The organism is Geobacillus genomosp. 3, from assembly GCF_000445995.2.
Classification (GTDB): domain Bacteria; phylum Bacillota; class Bacilli; order Bacillales; family Anoxybacillaceae; genus Geobacillus.
In genome coordinates this window covers 2,144,187-2,166,298 of the sequence record NC_022080.4, presented here as the reverse complement: position 1 = coordinate 2,166,298, position 22,112 = coordinate 2,144,187, and the positions used below count along the sequence as shown (strand labels likewise).

The window sequence follows — 22,112 nt, the reverse complement described above, 5'->3', positions numbered from 1 at the left end:
TCGTGATGGGTCGGCTACACTTGCCAAGGCCAAGGCGTGTCGTCCCAATTCCACGGGTAGTTCGAATAGCTATGGCCGAACTGCTCAAGCGGGCCGTAGGCGGCTTCAAACTGTTTTTTCAGTTGTTTCCGTCTTTGGGCGAGTTGGTTAAATTGTTGAATCGCTTGATAATCGGTTGGGTGGGTGTCTAAATAAAGCGTCAGCTCAACGAGGGCAAAGTCGACGGCTTGCAGCTCCTCAAGCTGCTCGTAATACTCCTTTGGCATTTGTTTCATGAGCCATCACCTTTTGTCTTCGTTTCGTAAGGGCTGTAATACGGGTCGTAAAACACTTGCCAGAGCGTTCCTTTCATTAACGCTTCACGCAGCGGAAACTGCGGCAAATTCGGCGGTTGGAAGCCGATGTATAAGTTTGGCGCAGTGACGTACGTTTTGACGCGGATCGGCGGACACGGGTCAAACGGGCTGATGTACGGCTCGTATTGTTTGCGCGTCGTAAACATAAAACCCCCCCTTTTTTTGGCAAAGTTCAGTCTATATGTATGACGGAGCCGTGTCGTTCATGCCTGTTTGTCATGACGAATAAGGAGAATAAAGCGAAGGAGGAAAACATGGGCCGCCTATCCATGACCGCTATGGCCGCTGTTTTATGCACGTATTTGTTTTTTCGTTGGTTGCCGCCGCTCGAACCGTTTTCACCGGCGCCGTTTTTGACAGAGCTGCTCTTTTCCCCGCTGCGGACATGGCTTGCGATCGCTTGTTTTTTGCTTGGCAGTGCCGCCAATGGGGCACTCATCCGTATGGTGATCATCGGGAGTATACGTCTGCTGTCCGGCCGTCGGTTCCGCGTTGGTGAATGGTTCGTGAGTATAGCGGCCCTTAGCCATTTTTATTGGGCGTTTCAGTTTCATTGGCAAACAGCGGCACTTTTTTTCGTTTTTTCCTTTCTTTATGGTATGATGACATTGAGAGATCGCCGGTTGACCGAAGGCGGCCGGCTTTAGCAGGAGGAAGTATGTTCATCGGGGGAGCGATCACGAGTTTTCTGTTTTTGCTTGGCTATATGTGGAAAGAAGCGCACAGCAACCGGGTCCGCCATGTGACGCTGTCGTTTCCTCATTTTCCTGACAATTGGCCGCAGCTTACGATTTTCTTTATTTCGGATATTCATCGGCGAATCGTTTCCTGTCGCATGCTTGAGACGGTGAAAGGAAAAGCCGATCTCGTCGTGATTGGCGGGGATTTGGCTGAAAAAGGGGTGCCGGCTGCGCGCGTCCGCGAAAACGTGCGCCGACTGCAGGCGGTCGCTCCCGTTTATTTTGTTTGGGGAAATAATGATGACGAAGTCCACTACGATCTTCAATCATTGCTCGAGGAAGAACGCGTCCATGTGCTCAAAAACAAAGCGGAAGTATGGGAGCGCGGCGGTGTGCCGGTCGCGCTCATCGGCGTCGGCGACGTAAGCCGGAAGGAGGCGGATATCGATCGGGCGCTTGAACACGTCCCGCCTCAATCATTTCGTATTTTGGTCTGCCATAATCCGGCGATCATGGCCCGTCTCGGAGAGGAACAGCACATTTCGCTTGTGTTGAGCGGCCATACACATGGTGGGCAAATCCGGTTGTTTTCGTTTGGGTTGTATGAGAAAGGGGGGATCAAATGGCACGGCAATACCGCGCTGTTTACGAGTAACGGCTACGGTACGACCGGGGTGCCGCTTCGCCTCGGAGCGCCTGCGGAGACCCATCTCATCACGATTGCCCCCGGAAAACCGACAACCGAGAAAAAATGCTTGTCTAAAACCGGGGAAACGATGTAAACTCATTAATAATAACAAACGAACCAATTGCGAGTTGCAACATACAATAACGGTAAGAGATGGCTCTGTAGGTAAGGAGGGGTGCCGATGCGTCTTGAGCGCTTAACCCACAACAAAATTAAAATCTTCTTGACGTTTGACGATTTGCTGGACCGCGGGTTGACGAAAGACGATTTATGGAAGGACACGTTTAAAGTCCATCAGTTGTTCCGCGATATGATCGAGGAGGCGAGCGAAGAGCTCGGCTTTGAGGTGAACGGGTCGATCGCGGTCGAAGTGTACTCTTTACCGGCACAGGGCATGGTCGTTATCGTCACGAACGAAGGCGACTACGACGACATCGAAGAAGAATTCGCCGACGATTACATTGAAATGCAAGTAACGCTCGATGAGAGCGATGACATATTTTACGAATTCCAAACGTTCGAAGATGTCATCCAGCTCGCCCATCGTTTGTATGCGGTCGGCTGCCTCGACGGCACGCTCTATTCGTACCAAGGCCGCTTTTACTTGCATGTTGCTGAAGAACCGCCGATTCCGCTCGACAACTTTGTCGCCTTGCTGGCCGAGTTCGGCAACCCGGCCACGATAACGATACACCGTGTGCAAGAATACGGGAAACAGTTGATCGAACGGCGCGCCATTAGGCAACTCGTTCATTATTTCCGGGCTAACTAGGGCGCAGCCAAGACTCCTTTCCATGGACAAGGAGTCTATTTTTTCGTGTGAAATGCTCCCCCCTGTAAGACGGTTTGCGTGTTTCATCATTTTCCTTTGCAGACGCCGACAGAAGGTGTATACTATGACATGGAAGGCGACAAACTATTATAGCGAGCTTATAGGAGGTTTACGTATGGCAGCCGATAAGCATACGGAAGAGAAGGGCCAACAATACGACGTGCTGGCGTCGACACAAATTGTTATACATAGAGCGTTGGAAAAGCTCGGCTATCCGGAAGAAGTGTATGAACTGTTAAAAGAGCCGATCCGCGTGCTGACCGTCCGCATTCCGGTGCGCATGGACGACGGGTCGGTGAAAATTTTTACCGGCTACCGGGCGCAGCATAACGATGCCGTCGGCCCGACGAAAGGCGGGGTGCGCTTCCATCCTGATGTCACCGAGCGTGAGGTGAAAGCGCTGTCGATTTGGATGAGCCTAAAATGCGGCATCGTCGATTTGCCGTATGGCGGCGGCAAAGGCGGCATTGTCTGCGACCCGCGCACGATGTCATTCCGCGAGCTTGAGCGCTTAAGCCGCGGTTATGTGCGCGCCATCAGCCAAATCGTCGGACCGTCCAAAGACATTCCGGCGCCGGATGTGTTTACGAACTCGCAAATTATGGCGTGGATGATGGATGAGTACAGCCGCATCCGCGAGTTCGATTCACCGGGCTTTATTACTGGAAAGCCGCTTGTCCTCGGCGGTTCGCACGGCCGGGAAACGGCGACGGCCAAAGGGGTGACGATTTGCATCCGGGAGGCGGCGAAAAAACGCGGCCTGTCGCTCGAAGGGGCGCGTGTCGTCGTCCAAGGGTTCGGCAACGCCGGCAGTTATTTGGCGAAGTTTATGCACGACGCCGGGGCGAAAGTTGTCGGCATTTCCGATGTATACGGCGCGCTGTACGACCCGAACGGGCTTGATATCGACTATTTGCTTGAGCGGCGCGACAGCTTTGGCACGGTGACGAAGCTGTTTAAAAATACGATTTCGAACAAAGAGCTGCTTGAACTTGAGTGCGACATTTTAGTGCCGGCGGCCATCGAAAACCAAATTACGGCCGAAAACGCCTCGCGCATTAAGGCAAGCATTGTCGTTGAGGCGGCAAACGGCCCGACGACGCTCGAAGCGACGGAAATTTTAACGCAACGCGGCATTTTGCTCGTCCCGGATGTGCTCGCAAGCGCCGGCGGCGTAACGGTGTCGTACTTTGAATGGGTGCAAAACAACCAAGGGTACTATTGGACGGAAGAGGAAGTCGAACAGCGGCTTGAAAAAGTGATGGTCAAGGCGTTTAACAATGTATATGACATGGCGCAAACGCGCCGCGTTGACATGCGTCTTGCCGCGTACATGGTCGGCGTCCGCAAAATGGCGGAAGCATGCCGGTTCCGCGGCTGGGTGTGAACGCAGCAAGCAGTGACGTTTGCAAGCTTGGGCGAAATCCCCTATCATAAGATAGGGGATTTTTTGCTTCGTGCGAGGTGACAAGAAACATGAAAGAAGAAAAAATTATTATCGTCGGCGGCGGGCCGTGCGGGTTGGCGGCGGCAATTGCCTTGCAGGACGTCGGATTTTCGCCGCTTGTGATCGAAAAAGGCAACATCGTCCATGCGATTTACCGCTTTCCGACCCATCAGACGTTTTTCAGCACGAGCGATCGGTTGGAAATCGGCGGGGTGCCGTTTATTACCGAAAACCGGAAGCCGACGAGAAACCAGGCGCTTGCGTATTATCGCGAAGTCGTCGTCCGTAAACAAGTGCGCGTCAACACGTTTGAAGAAGTGAAAACCGTTGAGCGGCAGGAAGGCGGGGCGTTTGTTGTTGAAACGACAAAAGGCGAGTATCGCGCCCAATACATCGTGGTTGCCACCGGGTATTACGACCATCCAAATTATATGAATGTGCCGGGGGAAGAACTGCCGAAAGTGATGCATTATTTCAAAGAAGCGCACCCGTACTTCAACACTGACTGCGTCGTGATCGGCGGGAAAAATTCGAGCGTCGACGCAGCGATGGAGCTTGTGAAGGCCGGGGCGCGCGTCACGGTGCTATATCGCGGGAGCGAATATTCCAAAAGCATCAAACCGTGGATTTTGCCAGAGTTTGATGCATTGGTGCGCAAGGGCGTCATTCGGATGGAATTTCACGCCCATGTGAAAGAAATTACGGAAGATGCCGTCGTTTACGAAGTCAACGGGGAAACAAAAACGATCAAAAACGATTTTGTGTTCGCCATGACCGGTTATCACCCGGACCATCGCTTTTTGATGAACATCGGCGTCCGCGTTGACCCGGAAAGCGGTCGGCCACATTATGACCCGGAAACGATGGAAACGAACGTGCCGGGGGTGTTTATCGCGGGAGTACTCGCCGCCGGCAATAATGCAAATGAAATCTTTATCGAAAACGGCCGTTTTCACGGAGATCATATCGCCGCCTGCATCGCCCGACGCGAACACGGTACATCGGTTCGGAAACCGTTGTAGCGCACCGTTTCGGTGCGGCAGAAATCGCCGGGCATCATGTTTGAAACGAGAAAGCGAAGGTGACGAATGCGATGAAACGAAAAGTAGTGCTGCTGACGACCGGCGGCACGATCGCCAGCAAGCGGAATGAACGGTCCGGCCGCTTGCGTGCCGGGGCGTTAAGCGGGGAAGAACTTGCCGCCATGTGCCATTTGCCGAAAGAAATCGAGGTCAAAGTCGAAAGCGTGTTTCAGCTGCCGAGCATGCATTTGACGTTTGCGCATTGGCTTGAATTGAAAAAGCGGATTGAGGCGCATTTCGCTGATCCGTCTGTCGATGGCATCGTCGTCACCCACGGGACCGATGCGCTTGAGGAAACGGCGTACTTTCTAGATTTGACTGTGAATGACCCGCGAACGATTGTTGTTACCGGCTCGCAGCGGGCGCCGACGGATTTGGGAAGCGATGTGTATATCAACATCCGTCACGCCATTTATGCCGCGTGCGCCGAAACGCTGCGCGGGGCGGGGACGGTCGTTGTGTTTAACGAGCGCATTTTTGCCGCGAAATATGTGAAAAAAGAGCATGCTTCCAACATTCAAGGGTTTAACGCCTTTGGATTCGGTTATTTGGGCATTATTGACAACGATGAAGTGCACGTGTACCAAAAGCCAATCCGGCGTGAATATTACAACCTTGTGCGCCCACTTCCGCCCGTCGATATTGTGAAATGTTATGTGGAGGCGGATGGAAAATTTATTAAGGCGGCCCGCGAAAGCGGCGTTGCCGGCATCGTGCTTGAAGGAGTCGGCCGCGGGCAAGTGGCGCCAAACATGGTTGGTGAAATCGTCAAGGCGATCGAAGCCGGCATTCAAGTGGTCGTGACGACGAGCGCTGAGGAAGGGGCGGTGTATACGACGTACGACTACTTAGGAAGCGCGTATGACTTGCATAAAAAAGGCGTGATTCTCGGCAGCGACTATGATGCCAAAAAGGCGCGCATCAAACTTGCCGTCGCCCTCGCTTCCGACGCAGCCATCGACGGCTTGTTTGCTTATTAGACAGGAAACTGTCTGGAAAATTCTCTTTTTTCCTCCTCGGTTTCATGGTACGATAGAGGTAAAACGATAGAGAAACGGGGATCGGGATGTTTTCGCTCATTTCCGCCGGCGTCGCCCCCGGGGTGGCGCTGCTCAGCTATTTTTATTTAAAGGACGAATATGAGGCCGAACCGTTGTCCTTTGTGTTGCGCATGTTTTTTTTCGGTGTTCTTCTCGTTTTTCCGATTATGTTCATTCAGTATGTGTTAGTGGAAGAAGAGATCATTTCGTCGCCGATGGCGGAGGCGTTTTTATCGGCGGCGCTGCTTGAAGAGTTTGTGAAATGGTTTATCATCTATTTTTTTGTGTACGACCATGATGAATTTGATGAGCCGTATGACGGCATTGTGTATAGCGCCAGCGTTTCGTTAGGATTTGCGACGCTCGAAAACATTTTGTATTTATTGGCCAACGGAGTGGAGACAGCTGTCAGCCGGGCGCTGTTGCCGGTGTCAAGCCATGCGTTGTTTGCCGTCATCATGGGATTTTATTTCGGCAAAGCGAAATTTGCTGTTCAAAAGCGTTGTTATTATTTGTGGGCGTCGTTTTTACTGCCGTTTTTCCTTCATGGCATGTATGACTGGATTTTGCTGGCCAAGAAGCAATGGGGCTATTACATTGGACCGTTTATGCTCGCTTTATGGTGGGTGGCGCTGCGCAAAGTGAAGCAGGCAAAAGGATACGCCCGCTGCCAGGCGACGCCGTCAGCGAGAGGAGCCGTTCGAAACGTAGAACTCCCTTAAAAAGGGGAGATAGTTGATATAGCAAAAAGTTGCAACGTGAAAAGGGGCGTCCGGAAGTCGAACAGGCGGCTTTCCGGACAGCCCCTTTTTCTTTTTTCTGCATAAAGAGGGAAAACCGGAGGAAAATAAGGATAAAAACGGCGATGGTCGACGGGAGGTTTGCATATGGTAAGGAAACTAATCATGTTCACCTTAATAGGCGCGTGGGTATGCCTGCATCCAGCGAGCCATGCCGCCGCCTTTTCCCCGCAGGTGATTCAGCGCGGGGCAGTTGGTGATGATGTCATTGAGTTGCAGGCGCGGTTGCAATATCTCGGTTTTTACAACGGCAAAATTGACGGCGTATTCGGCTGGCGCACGTATTGGGCGCTGCGCAACTTCCAATACGAATACGGCCTGCCGGTCGACGGATTGGCCGGGGAAGAAACAAAGCGGAAGCTTGTCAATGCATCCAAATATTATGAGGACTTCGTCAAAGAGCAAATCCGCCAAGGAAATGATTTCACCCATTATGGCGGCATCCCGCTCAGCCAACAGGTGAAAAAACGCGGCGGCGGAGGGGGACGGACGGCGAAAACAACGGCGTCCAATGTGCCGAAAGGATTTTCGCAAAACGATATTCAGCTGATGGCGAACGCCGTTTACGGTGAAGCGCGGGGCGAGCCGTACATCGGGCAAGTGGCCGTGGCTGCGGTCATTTTAAACCGGCTTGAGCATCCGTCGTTCCCGGACACGGTCGCCGGCGTCATTTTTCAACCGGGCGCGTTCACCGCAGTCGCTGACGGCCAAATTTGGCTGACGCCGAACGAAACGGCGAGAAAAGCGGTGCTTGATGCCATCAACGGCTGGGATCCGAGCGGCGGGGCCATTTATTATTTCAACCCGGCGACAGCGACTAGCGATTGGATTTGGAGCCGGCCGCAAATCAAACGGATCGGCGACCATATTTTTTGCAAATAAAGGAGGGGACGGATATGCTGCGAACGATCTTAATTGCCGTGCTTGCCGTGGCGGTCATCGGCACCGGCTACTGGGGCTACCGCGAGCACTTGGAGAAAAACGCGATTTTAATCCACGCGGAAAACAACTACCAGCGCGCGTTCCACGATTTGGCCTATCAAATCGACTTGCTTCATGATAAGCTCGGCGCAACGCTGGCGATGAACTCGCATGCGTCATTGTCGCCGGCGCTTGCCGAGGTGTGGAAAATCGCATCGGAAGCCCACTCGGACGTCGGTCAGCTGCCGTTGTCGCTCTTGCCGTTTAACAAGACGCAAGAGTTTTTATCACAAATCGGCGAGTTCAGCTATCGGACAGCGGTGCGCGATTTGGAAGAGGAGCCGTTGACAAAGGAAGAGTACAAGACGCTGCAGGCGCTGTACAAAAACGCCGGCGCCATCCGCCAAGAGCTGCGCAATGTGCAACATTTAGTGCTTGAAAACAATTTGCGCTGGATGGACGTCGAGCTGGCGCTGGCAACAAATGACGAGAAAGGTGATAACATTATTATTGACGGCTTTAAGGCGGTCGAAAAAAATGTCGATACGTTCTCGAGTTCGTCAGAGTTTGGTCCGTCGTTTGTTGGTCTTGCCAATGAAGAAAAAGGGTTTGTCCGGGCGCAAGGCCGTCCGGTTTCCAAAGCCGAAGCGAAACGAATCGCCCGCGATTTCCTTGGCCTAAAGGGGACGGAGGAAATCAAGGTGACGGAAAGCGGCAAAGGGGCGGACGACCGCTTTTACAGTTTAACGATTCACGATCCGAAAACAAAAGGCGACATTTATATGGACATTACGAAAAACGGCGGCTACCCGATTTGGGCATTGAACAGCCGGCCGGTCGGCAAATCGAAGATCAGCCTGCATGAGGCGGCCAACCGCGGAATGGCATTTTTAAAACGGCATCAATTTACCGGATTTGAGCTGTACGACAGCACGCAATACGATAATGTCGCCGTGCTTACATTTGTCAAAAGTGAAAACGGCATCCGCATTTATCCGGAAGCCATCCAAATGAAAGTGGCGCTCGATAATGGTCGCATCGTCGGTTTTTCGGCGCGCGATTATTTGTCATCGTCGATCCCGCGCCCGTTGCCAAAACCGAAACTCACCGTCGAAGCGGCGAAGAAAAAGGTAAACCCGCAGTTAAAAGTGATGGAGCAACGCCAGGCGGTGATTATGAACGACTTGCAAAAACCGGTGCTTTGCTACGAGTTTTTAGGAACGCTTGACGGCGAGACGTACCAGCTGTTTATTAATGCGTCAACCGGTCTCGAAGAAAAAGTGGAAAGACTCGAAAGTGTCGAACCGAACTACGGGTGAGAGCAAAGGGAGGAAAGGCCAAGCATGGAGCCTTTCCTCTTTTTCATTCCCGCCGACCCGCAGGAAGATTGTATGGTATAATAGTCGTATGAAACGATATAGGTCGGCGGCATCATGGACGATTCGGCCGCTGGTCAAAAAGGGGCAAAATGGAAAAATGATGATGAAGATCGGGGATCGGATCCGGCTTGAGCCGCTCGACGGTTCGCCGCGGCAATATCGGAGCAAGACGCTTGCCATCGCTGACGGGGTGATCCATATTAGTTATCCTGTCGACGAACAAAGCGGAAAAACGGTGTATTTGTTAAATGGCATGCAATTTAAAGCGAGTTTTGTCGGTCAAGACGGGGGCTTATACATATTTGAGACGGAAGTGAAAGGGAAAGTGCGCGACCCGCTGCCAATGGTTGTCTTGGCTTATCCGGGCGACGAATATGTCATCCGCATCCAGCGCCGCCGTTATGTGCGGGTGAAGGCGAACGTCGATGCCGCCGTCCATCCGCTTGACGGTGAGTTCGCTCCATTTGTGACGATGACGGTCGATATTAGCGCGGGCGGGGCCGCGCTTCTCATTCCGCCGGCGCACGCACCGCTTCTTCACCCCGGCATGACGGTTGAGCTTTGGCTTGTGCTAACGATGCGCTCCGGTGAGTATCATTATATGAAAACGGAAGCAACGATCGTTCGCATGACCGCTCATGAGCAGGGCATCGCCAAAATGTCGGTCGAGTTCACCGCGCTCTCTCCCCAGGACCGTGCCCGGCTCATCCGCTACAGCTTCGAGCGGCAGCTTGACGAAAGGGGAAAACGATGGGAATAAATGAGCGGGCCATGTGGAATACTGCTAGAAAAAACGGAAGGCAGGATGGTTCGCCATGAAGCGGATCGAAGAGCTGTTATGGAAGCTTGTTGTGATCCAGGCGATTTGTCTCCTGATTGCCCAATGGCTTGTCTTGCACACGCCGGTGGCGCTCTATATCGGCAAAGTGTACGAATATGAAGGAGTCGCCAAGCCGGAAAAAACAGAAATGATCGAAACGGCCGTCGACCGCTGACGGCAAATATGGTACAATAAACACGAGAACATGCAGGGTTTTCCTGCATTTTTCTTTGTGCCGCCATTACATGATTCGATGAAGCAGGAGGAGTTATGGAACGACCAATTAGCATTGCGATCGATGGACCTGCGGCAGCAGGGAAAAGCACGGTCGCCAAACTTATTGCCAACCGCCTTTCTTATGTATATATCGATACCGGGGCGATGTATCGCGCGTTAACGTACCGGGCGCTTCAATGCGGCGTTGACGTTCACGATGAACAGGCGTTGCTGTCTTTGCTCCGTGAGACATCTATTGAACTGAAGCCATCGCCGCAAGGGCAGCTCGTGTTCGTCAACGGCGAAGACATCACAGATATCATCCGCGGCGAGGCGGTGACGAATGCGGTATCGTTTGTCGCTCAGCACCCGCTCGTGCGTGAGGAGATGGTCGCCCGCCAGCGCGCCATGGCCAAAGGAGGCGGCGTTGTCATGGACGGACGCGACATCGGAACGAACGTGCTGCCGAATGCCGAAGTGAAAATTTTCTTAAAAGCTTCCGTTGAGGAGCGGGCGCGGCGCCGTCACGAGGAAAATATCGCCCGCGGGTTTCCGTCTGACCTTGAAACGTTGAAAGAAGAAATTGCCCGCCGCGACCGGCTTGACTCGGAGCGGGAAACGGCACCGCTGCGCAAGGCGCCGGATGCCGTGGAAATCGACACGACGTCATTGTCGGTTGAGGAAGTGGCGGCGCGCATTATGGAAGTCGTCAACGAAAGGATTGGATGAGGGTGGATTTTTATTCGGTGGCCAAGGGAGCGGTAAAAAGCATATTAACTCCTTTGTACCGCATTCAAGTTACAGGGCTTGAACAATTTCCAAAAGAAGGCGCGGTGCTTCTTTGCACCAACCATATCAGCAACTTGGATCCGCCGGTCGTCGGCATTACAGCACCGCGGCCGATCCGGTTTATGGCGAAAGAGGAGCTGTTTCGCACCCCAGTTGTGAAAACGCTTGTGAAACACTTGCGCGCTTTTCCGGTTAAGCGCGGCATGAACGACCGCCAAGCGCTGCGCACGGGGCTTGAAGTGCTGAAACAAGGAGAGGTGCTCGGCATTTTTCCCGAAGGGACGCGCAGCAAGGACGGCCGGCTGAAGAAGGCGCTGCCTGGCGTCGGCTTTTTCGCCTTGCGCACCGATGCCGCCGTCGTTCCGTGTGCGATCATTGGCCCGTACCGCCCGTTTGTGCCGCTCAAAGTCGTGTACGGGGCGCCGATTGATATGACGCCGCTGCGCGAGCGGAAGGCGAGCCCGGAAGAAGCGGCCGATTACATTATGGACCATATCCGCCAGCTGCTTGAACAACATCAGTAAGCATTATAGTACATGTTGATTGAGAAAATATGGTATACTAATTAGAAAAGCGTCCTTATTTTGCCGACAGCCGGCCGCGGCCTCGGCGCGAGGCGCGCTTTTGCAGGATCGTCAGTCGATGAAGGAGGGGTTTTACGATGACAGAAGAGATGAATGTGCAAGTGAATGTGTACGAGGTGGGCGATACCGTCCACGGCAAAGTGGTGAAGCTCGAAGACAAGCAAGTGCTTGTCGAAATCGAAAACAGCAAGCAAAGCGGCATCATTCCGATCAGCGAGCTGTCAAACTTGCATATTGAGAAGCCGAGCGATGCTGTCGCGGTCGGCGATGAAGTGACGGCCAGAGTAAAAAAAGTGGAAGAAGGCAAAGACGGGGAAGAAGGGCTGCTCATTTTATCTAAAAAAGCCGTCGACGCCGAGCGGGCGTGGGAAGAGCTTGAACGCAAATTTACAAGCGGCGAGACGTTCGAAACGGTCATTAAAGACATCGTCAAAGGCGGGCTTGTCGCCGATGTCGGCGTGCGCGGCTTCATCCCGGCCTCGCTTGTCGAGCCTCACTATGTCGAAGACTTTTCCGATTATAAAGGAAAAGCACTCGCCGTCAAAGTCGTTGAACTCGACCGCGAGAAAAACCGTGTCATTTTATCGCACCGGGCGGTCGTCGAGGAGGAGCAAGAGCGGCAACAAAAAGAGTTGCTTTCCCGTCTTGAGCCGGGGCAAGTGCTGGATGGCGTCGTCCGCCGCATTGCCGATTTCGGCGTCTTCGTCGATGTCGGCGGGTTTGACGGACTCGTACATATTTCCCAGCTTTCTCATACGCGTGTCGCCCATCCGTCCGAAGCGGTGAAAGAAGGCGATGCCGTAAAAGTGAAAGTGTTGGCTGTCGACCCGGAACAAGGCCGTCTGTCGCTGTCGATTAAAGAAGCGCTGCCGGGTCCGTGGGAAGGCATCAGTGAAAAAGTAAAACCCGGTGATGTCGTCACGGGAACCGTGAAGCGGCTCGCTTCATTCGGCGCGTTTGTGGAGATTTTTCCAGGAGTCGAAGGGTTGGTTCACGTATCGCAAATCGCCAACCGCCGCATCGGTTCGCCGCATGAAGTGCTGAAAGAAGGCGATGAAGTGAAGGCGAAAGTGCTCGATGTCAACGAGGCCGAGCACCGCATTTCCCTCAGCATCCGCGCGTTGCTTGAGGAGGAAACAGCCGCTCCGGCGGAAGATTACAGCCAATACACGAAAGCGGTGGAAACGCGCGGCTTCCAGCTCGGTGAAGTGATCGGCGAACAGTTGAAAAAATTAAAATAATGGACCGTCAAGCAACCCCGTCGTGGTGGCGCCTGCCATCACGACGGGGTTTTTGTTTTGTTCTCCCGACACTAGCAAAACTATACGGTTTTCCAGCGCCACGCTGTGGATCACCATAGCCGTGAAGCCCCTTACTTCCAAGCAAAATGAAAGGAGGGAGCCAACTGGGCTTTAAAGCGGCCATTATATTTTCCTTTGAAAACGGTCATTCTATAAAAGAGCAAGGAAAATACCCGTTTCGCGTCAATCCGTGCCCCCCGAAGCACGACAGGAAACAAAGTTCACCAGATTGCCTAACTTGAAAAATACTGATCTTAGTCCGGAGTCGCTGCTCCATGACCAGTTTGATCCATCAACGTGCACACGGCGAGGAAGAGGGGAAATGGCATGCGTTTTTTTCAAAGAAGAAAAAAAGGCAATCTGCCGCAGCTGGCGGCGGCAAAGCCCGGCGGCACACAAGACGCCCTAACGGCCGGCATCCATGATAATGTACAAAAGATAAAGAATATTTATAGAGATTGCATTGATGTCGTCTTCCGGTCTTTTCAAATCGCCGGAAATACAAGCGCGGTTTTGATTTATATTAACGGGCTCGTGAACATGGAAGAAATCAATGAAAATGTCCTCCGCCCGCTGATGAATCAACACTCGTCCGGCGGACAAGGTGCAACGCCCGCCGGGCAACTGTCTGTGACGGGCCTTCTCGAGCAACAATTGACCGTCGCGAAAGTCAACAAGGTGCAAACGATTGACGAGTGCATTCAGTCAATCGCCTCTGGCAACCCGGTGTTGCTCGTTGACGGACAAAGCGAAGGATTCGCCTTAGGGTTGTCCAAATGGGAAAAGCGAGCCATTGAAGAGCCCGTTGCCGAATCGGTGATTAGGGGTCCGCGCGAAGGATTCATTGAATCGTTGGAAACGAATCTTTCCTTATTGCGGCGTCGCATTCGCAGCCCGCTATTAAAAACGAAATCGGTCACCTTAGGCAAGTACACGAAAACAGAAGTCGTCATTTGTTATATGGAAGGCATTGCACCGGAGGCATTTGTCGCCGAAACGGAAAAAAGACTCGGGCGCATTGAATTGGACGGGGTGCTTGAAACCGGCTATCTTGAAGAGCTGATTGAAGATCATCCATACTCGCCGTTTCCACAAGTGTTAAATACAGAACGGTCGGATGTGGCGATTGCCAGTTTGCTTGAGGGACGCATTGTGATTGTACAAGATGGCAGCCCGTTCGTGTTAGTGATGCCGGTTTCGTTTTATTCTTTGCTCCAATCGAGCGAAGATTACTATCAGCGCACGTTGATCAGCACGCTCATTCGCTGGCTCAGGTATTTGTTTTTGTTGATGTCGTTGTTATTGCCATCAATATATATTGCGATTTTGACGTTTCACCAAGAAATGATTCCGACGAGCCTTTTATTAACGGTGGCGGCCTCGCGGGAACGGGTTCCGTTTCCGGCGCTCGTGGAAGCACTGATTATGGAAATCGTATTTGAAGCGTTGCGCGAAGCCGGTGTGCGGCTTCCGAAACAGACGGGGGCGGCGGTGAGCATCGTCGGGGCGCTTGTCATCGGCCAAGCGGCTGTTCAGGCCGGCCTTGTCTCCGCGCCGATGATTATGATTGTGGCGCTGACAGGGATTGCTTCGTTTGCGGTTCCGCGGTTTACAGCCGGGATTGCTTTGAGAATGTTGCGCTTTCCGATGATGTTTTTAGCCGGGTCGCTCGGGTTGCTTGGCATTATGCTCGGGGTGTTGCTAATTCTCATCCACATGGCCTCCCTTCGCTCCCTTGGCGTTCCGTATTTGAATGCCCATGTTCCGAACACGGACCATAAAGCGAAAGATGTGCTTGCCCGCACCCCGTGGTGGAAGCTGAACGCCTCCCCGCGCGTGAACGAGCGGCGGAATGAACGTCAAGGCTAAGGAGTGAAAAAGGATGGGAAATGGAAAAATCACGTCCGTGCAGATGATGTTGTTGTTGTATGCAACCGTTACTCCAACCGCTATTCTTCTCGTTCCGCAGGCGACCGCCCAGCATGCGAAACAAGATATGTGGCTGTCGCCGCTTTGGGCTTCAGTCATCGGTTTTTTAACCATATATGTTGTCGTTGAGTTGCACCGCCTTTATCCGAATAAAACGCTTATTGAATACAGTGTTGATATTGCCGGAACGTTTTTCGGCAAAATGATCGGACTGATGTTTATTTTGGTCCACATCCACGGAGCGGGGTTGGTCATTCGAGCTTATGGGGAGTTTATTGTCGGCCACTTTTTGTTTCATACACCGCTCAGTTTTGTGATGGGAACGATGGTGTTCGTTTGTGCTGTCGCCGTCCGCAGCGGAATGGAGGTGCTCGGGTGGCTGGCGAAAATCTTTGTGCCTCTTACGGTCGTTTGGTTTGTCATTATCGTGCTATTGTTGTTCCCGGATATGGATGGAAAAAATATGCTGCCGGTGTTTGAGAAAGGACTGTGGCCATCGATCAAAGGCTCAATTGTTCCGCAAGGATGGTTTAGCCAATGCGTGTTGGCCGCCTTTTTTCTCCCGTATCTTTTAGATCAGCGCAACGGGCGAAAATGGGGGCATATAGCCGTCGCATGTATTGCCGTGACATTGCTAATTACGAATGTGACAGCTTTATTCGTTTTAGGAAATGTGGTGGAAGACTTTATTTATCCGGTGATGACCGCTGCCCGTTACATCAGCGTCGCCGGCTTTCTCGAGCATGTTGAAGTCATCATCATGGCCATTTGGGTTGCCGGTGCGTTTTTAAAAATCGCTGTCTTTTATTATGCCGTCGTCCTGTCGCTAGCCCAGTGGCTCCGTATGGACGAATACAAACCGCTCGTTTTTGCCGTTGGCTTTTTCTTGTTTTTCGTTTCGATTTGGTCGGCGCGCGATGTCATGGAGCTCGGTCGGTTTGTCGGGACGGCTAACGCGTTTTACATCATGTTCACCGATACGGCAATCCCGTTGCTTCTGTTGTTGATGGCCAAATGGCGAAAACGGTCGGTTTTCCGTGTCACTGCCGCACAAGGGAAAAAAGAGCATCATGATCAGACCGGAGAAAAGGGAGGACAGCCATGATGATCGGAGGCAAAGCGCAACGGGCGGTTGCCCTTCTTCTCATCAGCATCAATCTCATCGTGCTGGGCGGCTGTTGGGATCGCAAGGAAGTGAATGATATCGCTCTCGTGCTTGGAATCGGCATTGATCAAGTGAAAAACGGCAAGATCAGGCTGACGGTAGAGATCGCTGTGCCGCGGGTCATCGGCGGGGGACAAGGGGCAGGCGGAGGCGGAGGAGGGGGCGGGCAAGGGGAAACGATCGTCCGGTCAGGGACGGGAATCACGATTGCCGACGCCATTGCCCAATTGCAGGAGCGGCTGCCCCGTCGCCTGTTTTGGGGGCATATGAAAGTGATCGTGTTTGGGGAAAGGATAGCGAAAGCCGGTATTCGTGAGCATCTTGACTTTTTAGTTCGCCATCCGCAAACCCGCATTCGTTCCAATGTGTTAGTCAGCAAAGGAACGGCGAAAGGTGTGCTTGAGCTGATTCCGCCCATTGAGCAAAGCTCATCGGAAGTGTTGCGGGAGATGGCTGAGTCAAGGACGCTGTTGCGCAAAACCGTGAAAGAAACGCTGCAAATGCTTAGCGGCGAAGCGGAAGCCGCCTTGCTCCCGATGGTGAAAGTGCTGCCGCCGGAAAAGGGGAAGAAAGAAATAGAGACGGTCGCGTTTATTTATGGTACAGCCATTTTTAAGAAAGATCGGATGGTTGGGCAAATTGATGATTATGCAACGCGCGGTGTGCTTTGGATCCGCAATGAAATCAAACAGGCTCATGTAACGGTGAAGATCCCCGGGGAAAAAGGAAGCATTACGTCGAGAATGATCCGTTCGCATACGGATATAGTGCCGAAATATGAGAAAGGGAGATGGAAAATCGTCGTCAATGTGACAACGGAAGATGACATTGTATTAAATGGAACAAAGTTGAACTTATTAAGCGAGAAGAACGTGAAGCGGGTGGAAAAACAGCTCGAGAAAGACATCGACCGGCGGATGCGGCACGCTCTAAATCAAGTGCAAAAAGAGATGAACGTCGATGTGTTCGGCTTTGCTGAGGCCATTCATAAAAAATATCCATGGCAATGGCGGCATCTGAAAAAGCGTTGGGACGATCTGTTTCCTGACTTGCCTGTCGAATTGAACACAACCGTGAGAGTGCGTCGGCCGGGAATGAACTTCCCTCCGCAAGGCTTGCCTGAACAAGAGGTGAAAACATCGTGAAAATTTGGCTGATGATCGGCATGGCGCTCATCGTGATCTTGATTTGGTGGTACGAATGGTCCCGGCTTGGCCGGGAGAAAAAAAAGGAGAAGGCGGCTGTCGCCGTTTTGCTTTGCCTGACCATGCTGCTGGGGGTCATATTGATCATCAATCCAGAACTTCCTGGACCGACGCAGGCGGTAAACTGGTTGTTCCGCCCTCTTGGAAAAATGTTAGAAAAGTAAAGGCGCTGCCTGTGCGGAACAAATAGGAGACGGCAAGGGAGTGGACGGTCATTGGAAAAAGGGAAAATCACATCCACACAAATGCTGCTGCTGCTCTATCCGGCCATTGTGGCCACCGCTATTTTGCTCGTCCCGGGAGTGACGGCCCAGCACGCCGAGCAAGATATGTGGCTGTCACCGTTTTGGGCTTCGCTTATCGGCTTTTTGACCGTGCATCTGTCGGTTCAGCTGCACGGTCTTTATCCGAAAAAAACGCCGATTGAATACAGTGTGGAAATTTTGGGCTGGTTTTTCGGAAAACTAGTCGGGCTGCTTTTTTTGTTGTTTTATTTTCATGTTACGAGCATTATCATCCGCGAATATGGAGAGTTTGTCGTCGGCAACTTTTTGTTTCACACGCCCATTCAGTTTGTGATGGGAACGATGGTGTTCGTTTGCGCTGTCGCCGTCCGCAGCGGGGTGGAAGTGCTCGGCCGGCTGGCACAAATTCTTGTGCCCGTTGTCATTGTGTTGTTGGTCATTATTGTGCTCTTGTTGCTTCCGGATATCGACCCGGAAACGATGTTGCCGATGTTTGAAAACGGGCTTTGGCCGTCGATCATGGGGGCGGCCACTCCGCAAAGCTGGTTTAGTGAATGTTTTTTGATGGCGTTTTTGCTCCCGCATGTGATTGATGAAGATCATGGGCGAAAATGGGGAAATATCGGGGTCATCGCGGTCATGCTTACACTCTTTTTCACCAATTTAGTGACCCTTTTTGTGTTTGGAAACACTACCGGGCAGTTCGTATATCCGGTGATGAGCGTTGTCCGCTATATTAGCATCGCTGATTTTCTCGAACATGTCGAGGCGGTCGTCATGGCGCTTTGGGTTGTCGGTGTCTTTTTGAAAATTTGCGTCTTTTACTATGTGTCTGTGTCCGCTATGGCTCTTTGGCTCGGGCTGTCGCAATACAAGCCGCTCGTATTTGCGGCGGGATGTATGTTATGGCTTTGTTCCATCTGGTCGGCGCGAGATTTAATAGAGATGACCCATTTTTTAGGGACGAGCGGCTCATTTTATTTGACGTCTGTGCAGACAGTTATTCCGTTCATTCTTCTAGTCATCGCGAAATGGCGGAAACGGGCGGCTTCTTCTTCAACGGCCGCCTCGAACGGGCAAGAAAAGTAGCGCTTGCCGTCTTTTTAGCCATGAATGTAAAGCCGGCCGCATTCCTAAGCGGCCGGACTTTTTTTAGGATCTGTTCCGCCCGCGCGCTTCGTCCGGCGTATCAAGCCGGGCTGCGCCTTTGTAGGCGAACGACTGGTCGCGGTCTGACTCAACGCGCCGCGATTGTTTCAGCTTTTTCTCTTGCCGGTCTTTTCCCACCGCACCCCGCTCCTTTCTCTATGAATGTCATTTTTACTATGGCCGGGCGCTCTTTTTTCTATGCATGAATGAACGGTCGTAAAAGATGACATAATGGACATAATAAGGGGTGGAAAATGTGGAAGGGATTTATTTTTACTTCTTTTTTTGGTTCATATGGATTGTTGCCACCTTTTTTATGAAAAAGACGGGCGAACGGACGAAGCTGGCGGCGTTTGCCCTTGTGATGATCAGTTCCGCATCCTTGACGGTGGAAATCGGTGTTGTCCGCGCCCCACTGGCGTTTTTCATTCTTTTTTTATGTTCTTGTTATGCGGCCATTGAGCGGCGGCCGTGCAGTCTGCCGTTTCTGGCGCTGTCGGCGTCCGGCTTGGCGTTTGCCTACGCTGCTTTCCGCCTGCTCGCCTTGTTTGATCCGGTTTGGATTTGGCTTGACGGCCAGTGGATGCTCGCCTGGTGGCTCGTTATCGTCAGCGGCTTGTTTCACCGCCGTCTTGCCGCCCGCCTTCTTTGTTTGGCGCTTGGCGGCTGCCAAGGGGAAGCGGTATACGCCATCGCCATTCACCGCATGGCGCCCGGTTATGTGCTCGGTTCGTTCTCGTTTTTCGATGCAGCAGCCATCAGTGCGTCATGCTTGCTCATTTGGGAAATGATCCGTTTTCTGTCGCTTCAGCTTGAGGAAAAACGGCCTGTAAGGGGGACGAGACAGCCGTGAATGAATATACGTTTCCGATTTTATACGGCGTTGCTGTCGGGGTGCTAACGCGTCTTTATTTGTTGCGCACCGATTATCGGCAATATCCGACATACTTGCACGGGCGGACAATTCATATCGCGTTAGGGGCCATCGCCGCCGGCTTAGGGACAGTCGCTGTGCCGGCGATTATGGAGAAGGAGTTTGCGGCGATTACGTTTTTGGCCCTCGCGGCTTCGCAGTTTCGCGACGTGCGCAATATGGAGCGCAATACGTTAAATGAACTTGATCAGTACGAATTAGTGCCGCGCGGAAAAACATACATTGAAGGCATTGCCATTGTGTTTGAAGGGCGGAACTATTTAGTCATTTTCGTCTCCTTTTTATCGACGCTCTTTTATTTAGTGTGGAACGTTTGGGCGGCGCTCGCGGCCAGCGCCATCGGCATGATGGTGGCGCGACAGTTTATGAGCGGAAGCCGGCTGAAAGACATCGCCGATGTCAAGTATGTGAAGCCCCATTTTGAGGGGGCGGGTTTGTATGTCGACGACATTTATATTATGAACATCGGCTTGCCGGCGAGGAGGGAAGAAATTTTGCGCTATGGGATGGGCTTTATTTTAACACCGAAAAATTTCAACGCCCGTACGACGATCGCCAACCTTGGCCAGCGGCAGGCGATTTTGCACGATGTGTCGACGGCCCTCGGCATTTACCGCGATTCCGGGACGCCGGCGCTTGTGCCGCTGGCTAAACGTGATTTAAACGACGGGCGCGTCGGCATTTTCGTTTTGCCCCAAGTCGAGGATGTCGAGAAGGCGAAGGCGGTCATCGAGAACGTCCCGGTGTTGGAAAACGCCATCCGCATGCCGGGTGAGCGGCGCTGGAAGCGGAGAGGAGGGCGCGGTCATGACACATGAAAAAATGATTTTGGCGGTCATTACGATGAACGGTGAAACGGTCGCCGGGGGTGCGCCGATCTTTGTTTGCCGCACGAAGGAGGAAATGGAGCGAATCGCTGCCAATTTGGAGGCGATTTTGGACGGCATCGCCCATGAACTCGGCGACGGGCTGCTTGTGATCGTCAAGCATTAGGCGGTTGTTGGGCGGTCTGCTTTTTGATAAAATAAAGCAGTTGTAGCACGTTTTGGTTCCCCGCCCAGCACCTCCCCACATGTTGAAAGATGATGGGCGATAAAGGAGGATAATGCTGTGTGCCGGATGGCAAAGGCACGGATCGCCGGGCCTGCTTGACGGGAATGAACCTCTGTCTTGAAAAGAGGGTGTTTTGGCAAGAGCAAGCGAAGCAAAACTGAGAATAAAAGGGTGATAGCATGGCAAATCCAGTTGTGGCGATTGTCGGCCGGCCGAATGTGGGAAAATCAACGATTTTCAACCGCATTGTCGGAGAGCGCATTTCCATTGTCGAAGACGTGCCCGGTGTGACGCGCGACCGCATTTACAGCAGCGCCGAATGGCTGAACCATACGTTTTACTTAATCGACACCGGCGGCATTGACATCGGCGATGAGCCGCTGCTCGTACAAATTCGCCAGCAGGCGGAAATAGCCATTGATGAAGCCGATGTCATTATTTTTATGACGAACGGCCGCGACGGTGTGACAGCCGCCGATGAGGAAGTGGCGAAGCTATTGCGCCGGTCGAACAAGCCGGTCGTGCTCGCCGTGAACAAAATCGACAACCCGGAGATGCGTGAGTTAATTTACGATTTTTATGCGCTCGGCTTCGGGGAGCCGTACCCGATTTCCGGAGCGCATGGGACGGGGCTTGGCGATTTGCTTGACGCCGTCGCCCGCCATTTTCCAAAAGGGGCCGCCGAGGAGTATGAAGAGGACGTGATTAAGTTTTGCCTCATCGGCCGTCCGAACGTCGGCAAATCGTCGCTCGTCAACGCCATTTTAGGAGAAGAGCGGGTCATTGTCAGCGACATTGCCGGCACGACGAGGGACGCGGTGGACACGTCGTTTGTGCGCGAGGGCCAAGAATATGTTATGATTGATACGGCAGGAATGCGTAAGCGCGGAAAAATTTACGAAAGCACGGAAAAATATAGCGTGTTGCGTGCGCTAAGAGCCATTGAGCGTTCTGATGTTGTGCTCGTTGTCTTAAACGCGGAGGAAGGCATTATCGAACAAGATAAAAAAATCGCCGGATATGCGCATGAAGCCGGGCGCGGGGTGATTCTCGTCGTCAATAAATGGGACGCCGTCGAAAAAGACGACAAAACAATGGTCGAATTTGAACGGAAAATCCGCGATCATTTTCCGTTTTTGGACTATGCGCCGATTTTATTTGTGTCGGCGAAGACGAAACAGCGGCTCCATAAGCTGTTGCCGCTCGTGCAGCTTGTCAGCGACAACCATGCGATGCGCGTCCAGACGAACGTGCTCAATGAAGTCATTATGGATGCGGTGGCGATGAACCCGACGCCGACACATAACGGGCGGCGCCTCAAAATTTATTACATGACGCAAGTCGCCGTTAAGCCGCCGACGTTCGTCGCCTTTGTCAATGATCCGGACTTGATGCATTTTTCATACGAACGGTTTTTGGAAAACCGCATCCGCGATGCGTTTGGCTTCGAGGGCACACCGATCAAAATCATCGCCCGCCCGCGGAAATAAGAAACGC

General features: G+C 52.5%; 26 protein-coding genes. 23 read left to right on the top strand and 3 right to left on the bottom strand.

Annotation, left to right across the window (positions count from 1 at the left end):
* Window positions 1-14 precede the first annotated feature (14 nt).
* Window positions 15-275 carry a spore coat protein CotJB gene (locus tag M493_RS10715; protein ID WP_020960360.1) on the bottom strand — a complete coding sequence of 87 codons (261 nt, stop codon included), beginning with the start codon at window positions 273-275 and terminating at the stop codon, window positions 15-17.
* A complete protein-coding gene (locus M493_RS10710) occupies window positions 272-502 on the bottom strand; it encodes a spore coat associated protein CotJA (RefSeq protein WP_020960359.1) in 231 nt (76 codons plus the stop codon). Before M493_RS10710 ends, M493_RS10715 begins: the two co-directional genes overlap by 4 nt.
* Before the next feature lie 108 nt (window positions 503-610).
* Between M493_RS10710 and M493_RS10705 the strand changes: the two genes are divergently transcribed.
* The 19 genes from M493_RS10705 to M493_RS10615 all read left to right on the top strand — a co-directional run bounded on the left by M493_RS10705 (window position 611) and on the right by M493_RS10615 (window position 18,568).
* Window positions 611-1,003 carry a hypothetical protein gene (locus M493_RS10705; protein WP_020960358.1) on the top strand — a complete coding sequence of 131 codons (393 nt, stop codon included), beginning with the start codon at window positions 611-613 and terminating at the stop codon, window positions 1,001-1,003.
* Window positions 1,004-1,014: 11 nt separating this feature from the next.
* Entirely contained in the window at window positions 1,015-1,818 is an 804-nt protein-coding gene (locus M493_RS10700; protein ID WP_020960357.1) for a metallophosphoesterase, read from the top strand.
* Between the two features lie 87 nt (window positions 1,819-1,905).
* Window positions 1,906-2,496, top strand: coding sequence for a genetic competence negative regulator (locus M493_RS10695; RefSeq protein ID WP_020960356.1), 591 nt, complete (start codon window positions 1,906-1,908; stop codon window positions 2,494-2,496).
* A gap of 175 nt (window positions 2,497-2,671) precedes the next feature.
* Window positions 2,672-3,943 carry a Glu/Leu/Phe/Val family dehydrogenase gene (locus M493_RS10690; protein WP_020960355.1) on the top strand — a complete coding sequence of 424 codons (1,272 nt, stop codon included), beginning with the start codon at window positions 2,672-2,674 and terminating at the stop codon, window positions 3,941-3,943.
* An 89-nt stretch (window positions 3,944-4,032) separates the two neighbouring features.
* Complete coding sequence (locus tag M493_RS10685; protein ID WP_020960354.1) at window positions 4,033-5,025, top strand: YpdA family putative bacillithiol disulfide reductase; 993 nt, start codon at window positions 4,033-4,035, stop codon at window positions 5,023-5,025.
* Window positions 5,026-5,096: 71 nt separating this feature from the next.
* Window positions 5,097-6,065 (top strand): asparaginase, encoded by a 969-nt coding sequence (locus M493_RS10680; protein ID WP_020960353.1) that lies wholly within the window; start codon window positions 5,097-5,099, stop codon window positions 6,063-6,065.
* 86 nt (window positions 6,066-6,151) lie between these two features.
* Window positions 6,152-6,847, top strand: coding sequence for a glutamic-type intramembrane protease PrsW (gene prsW / locus M493_RS10675; RefSeq protein WP_020960352.1), 696 nt, complete (start codon window positions 6,152-6,154; stop codon window positions 6,845-6,847).
* A 165-nt stretch (window positions 6,848-7,012) separates the two neighbouring features.
* Window positions 7,013-7,807, top strand: a complete 795-nt coding sequence (gene sleB, locus M493_RS10670) for a spore cortex-lytic enzyme (RefSeq protein ID WP_023817669.1) — start codon at window positions 7,013-7,015, stop codon at window positions 7,805-7,807.
* 14 nt (window positions 7,808-7,821) lie between these two features.
* Window positions 7,822-9,165, top strand: coding sequence for a germination protein YpeB (gene ypeB / locus M493_RS10665; RefSeq protein ID WP_020960350.1), 1,344 nt, complete (start codon window positions 7,822-7,824; stop codon window positions 9,163-9,165).
* A 160-nt stretch (window positions 9,166-9,325) separates the two neighbouring features.
* Window positions 9,326-9,985, top strand: a complete 660-nt coding sequence (locus M493_RS10660; protein WP_041267948.1) for a flagellar brake protein — start codon at window positions 9,326-9,328, stop codon at window positions 9,983-9,985.
* A gap of 55 nt (window positions 9,986-10,040) precedes the next feature.
* Complete coding sequence (locus tag M493_RS10655) at window positions 10,041-10,220, top strand: YpfB family protein (RefSeq protein ID WP_020960348.1); 180 nt, start codon at window positions 10,041-10,043, stop codon at window positions 10,218-10,220.
* Window positions 10,221-10,315: 95 nt separating this feature from the next.
* Complete coding sequence (gene cmk, locus M493_RS10650) at window positions 10,316-10,990, top strand: (d)CMP kinase (RefSeq protein ID WP_020960347.1); 675 nt, start codon at window positions 10,316-10,318, stop codon at window positions 10,988-10,990.
* Window positions 10,987-11,574, top strand: coding sequence for a lysophospholipid acyltransferase family protein (locus M493_RS10645; RefSeq protein WP_041267773.1), 588 nt, complete (start codon window positions 10,987-10,989; stop codon window positions 11,572-11,574). Before cmk ends, M493_RS10645 begins: the two co-directional genes overlap by 4 nt.
* A gap of 137 nt (window positions 11,575-11,711) precedes the next feature.
* Window positions 11,712-12,875 (top strand): 30S ribosomal protein S1, encoded by a 1,164-nt coding sequence (gene rpsA / locus M493_RS10640; protein WP_020960345.1) that lies wholly within the window; start codon window positions 11,712-11,714, stop codon window positions 12,873-12,875.
* 387 nt (window positions 12,876-13,262) lie between these two features.
* A complete protein-coding gene (locus M493_RS10635; RefSeq protein WP_020960343.1) occupies window positions 13,263-14,804 on the top strand; it encodes a spore germination protein in 1,542 nt (513 codons plus the stop codon).
* A 13-nt stretch (window positions 14,805-14,817) separates the two neighbouring features.
* Complete coding sequence (locus M493_RS10630; protein ID WP_020960342.1) at window positions 14,818-15,969, top strand: GerAB/ArcD/ProY family transporter; 1,152 nt, start codon at window positions 14,818-14,820, stop codon at window positions 15,967-15,969.
* A complete protein-coding gene (locus M493_RS10625) occupies window positions 15,969-17,174 on the top strand; it encodes a Ger(x)C family spore germination protein (RefSeq protein ID WP_041267946.1) in 1,206 nt (401 codons plus the stop codon). Before M493_RS10630 ends, M493_RS10625 begins: the two co-directional genes overlap by 1 nt.
* A complete protein-coding gene (locus tag M493_RS10620) occupies window positions 17,171-17,398 on the top strand; it encodes a hypothetical protein (RefSeq protein ID WP_020960340.1) in 228 nt (75 codons plus the stop codon). The genes M493_RS10625 and M493_RS10620 overlap by 4 nt, the downstream gene beginning before the upstream one ends.
* A 51-nt stretch (window positions 17,399-17,449) precedes the next feature.
* Complete coding sequence (locus M493_RS10615) at window positions 17,450-18,568, top strand: GerAB/ArcD/ProY family transporter (protein WP_020960339.1); 1,119 nt, start codon at window positions 17,450-17,452, stop codon at window positions 18,566-18,568.
* Between the two features lie 63 nt (window positions 18,569-18,631).
* Here the strand turns inward: M493_RS10615 and M493_RS17735 are convergent, their stop codons facing one another.
* Window positions 18,632-18,766 carry a YpzI family protein gene (locus tag M493_RS17735; protein ID WP_020960338.1) on the bottom strand — a complete coding sequence of 45 codons (135 nt, stop codon included), beginning with the start codon at window positions 18,764-18,766 and terminating at the stop codon, window positions 18,632-18,634.
* A 118-nt stretch (window positions 18,767-18,884) separates the two neighbouring features.
* On the opposite strand from M493_RS17735, the gene M493_RS10610 reads away from it, so the two are divergent.
* From M493_RS10610 to der, 4 genes are all read left to right on the top strand, one after another.
* Window positions 18,885-19,481 carry a hypothetical protein gene (locus M493_RS10610; protein ID WP_020960337.1) on the top strand — a complete coding sequence of 199 codons (597 nt, stop codon included), beginning with the start codon at window positions 18,885-18,887 and terminating at the stop codon, window positions 19,479-19,481.
* Window positions 19,478-20,380, top strand: a complete 903-nt coding sequence (locus tag M493_RS10605) for a YIEGIA family protein (RefSeq protein WP_020960336.1) — start codon at window positions 19,478-19,480, stop codon at window positions 20,378-20,380. The genes M493_RS10610 and M493_RS10605 overlap by 4 nt, the downstream gene beginning before the upstream one ends.
* Window positions 20,370-20,555 carry a capping complex subunit for YIEGIA gene (locus M493_RS10600; protein ID WP_020960335.1) on the top strand — a complete coding sequence of 62 codons (186 nt, stop codon included), beginning with the start codon at window positions 20,370-20,372 and terminating at the stop codon, window positions 20,553-20,555. The genes M493_RS10605 and M493_RS10600 overlap by 11 nt, the downstream gene beginning before the upstream one ends.
* 239 nt (window positions 20,556-20,794) lie before the next feature.
* Complete coding sequence (gene der, locus M493_RS10595) at window positions 20,795-22,105, top strand: ribosome biogenesis GTPase Der (RefSeq protein ID WP_020960333.1); 1,311 nt, start codon at window positions 20,795-20,797, stop codon at window positions 22,103-22,105.
* Window positions 22,106-22,112 lie beyond the last annotated feature (7 nt).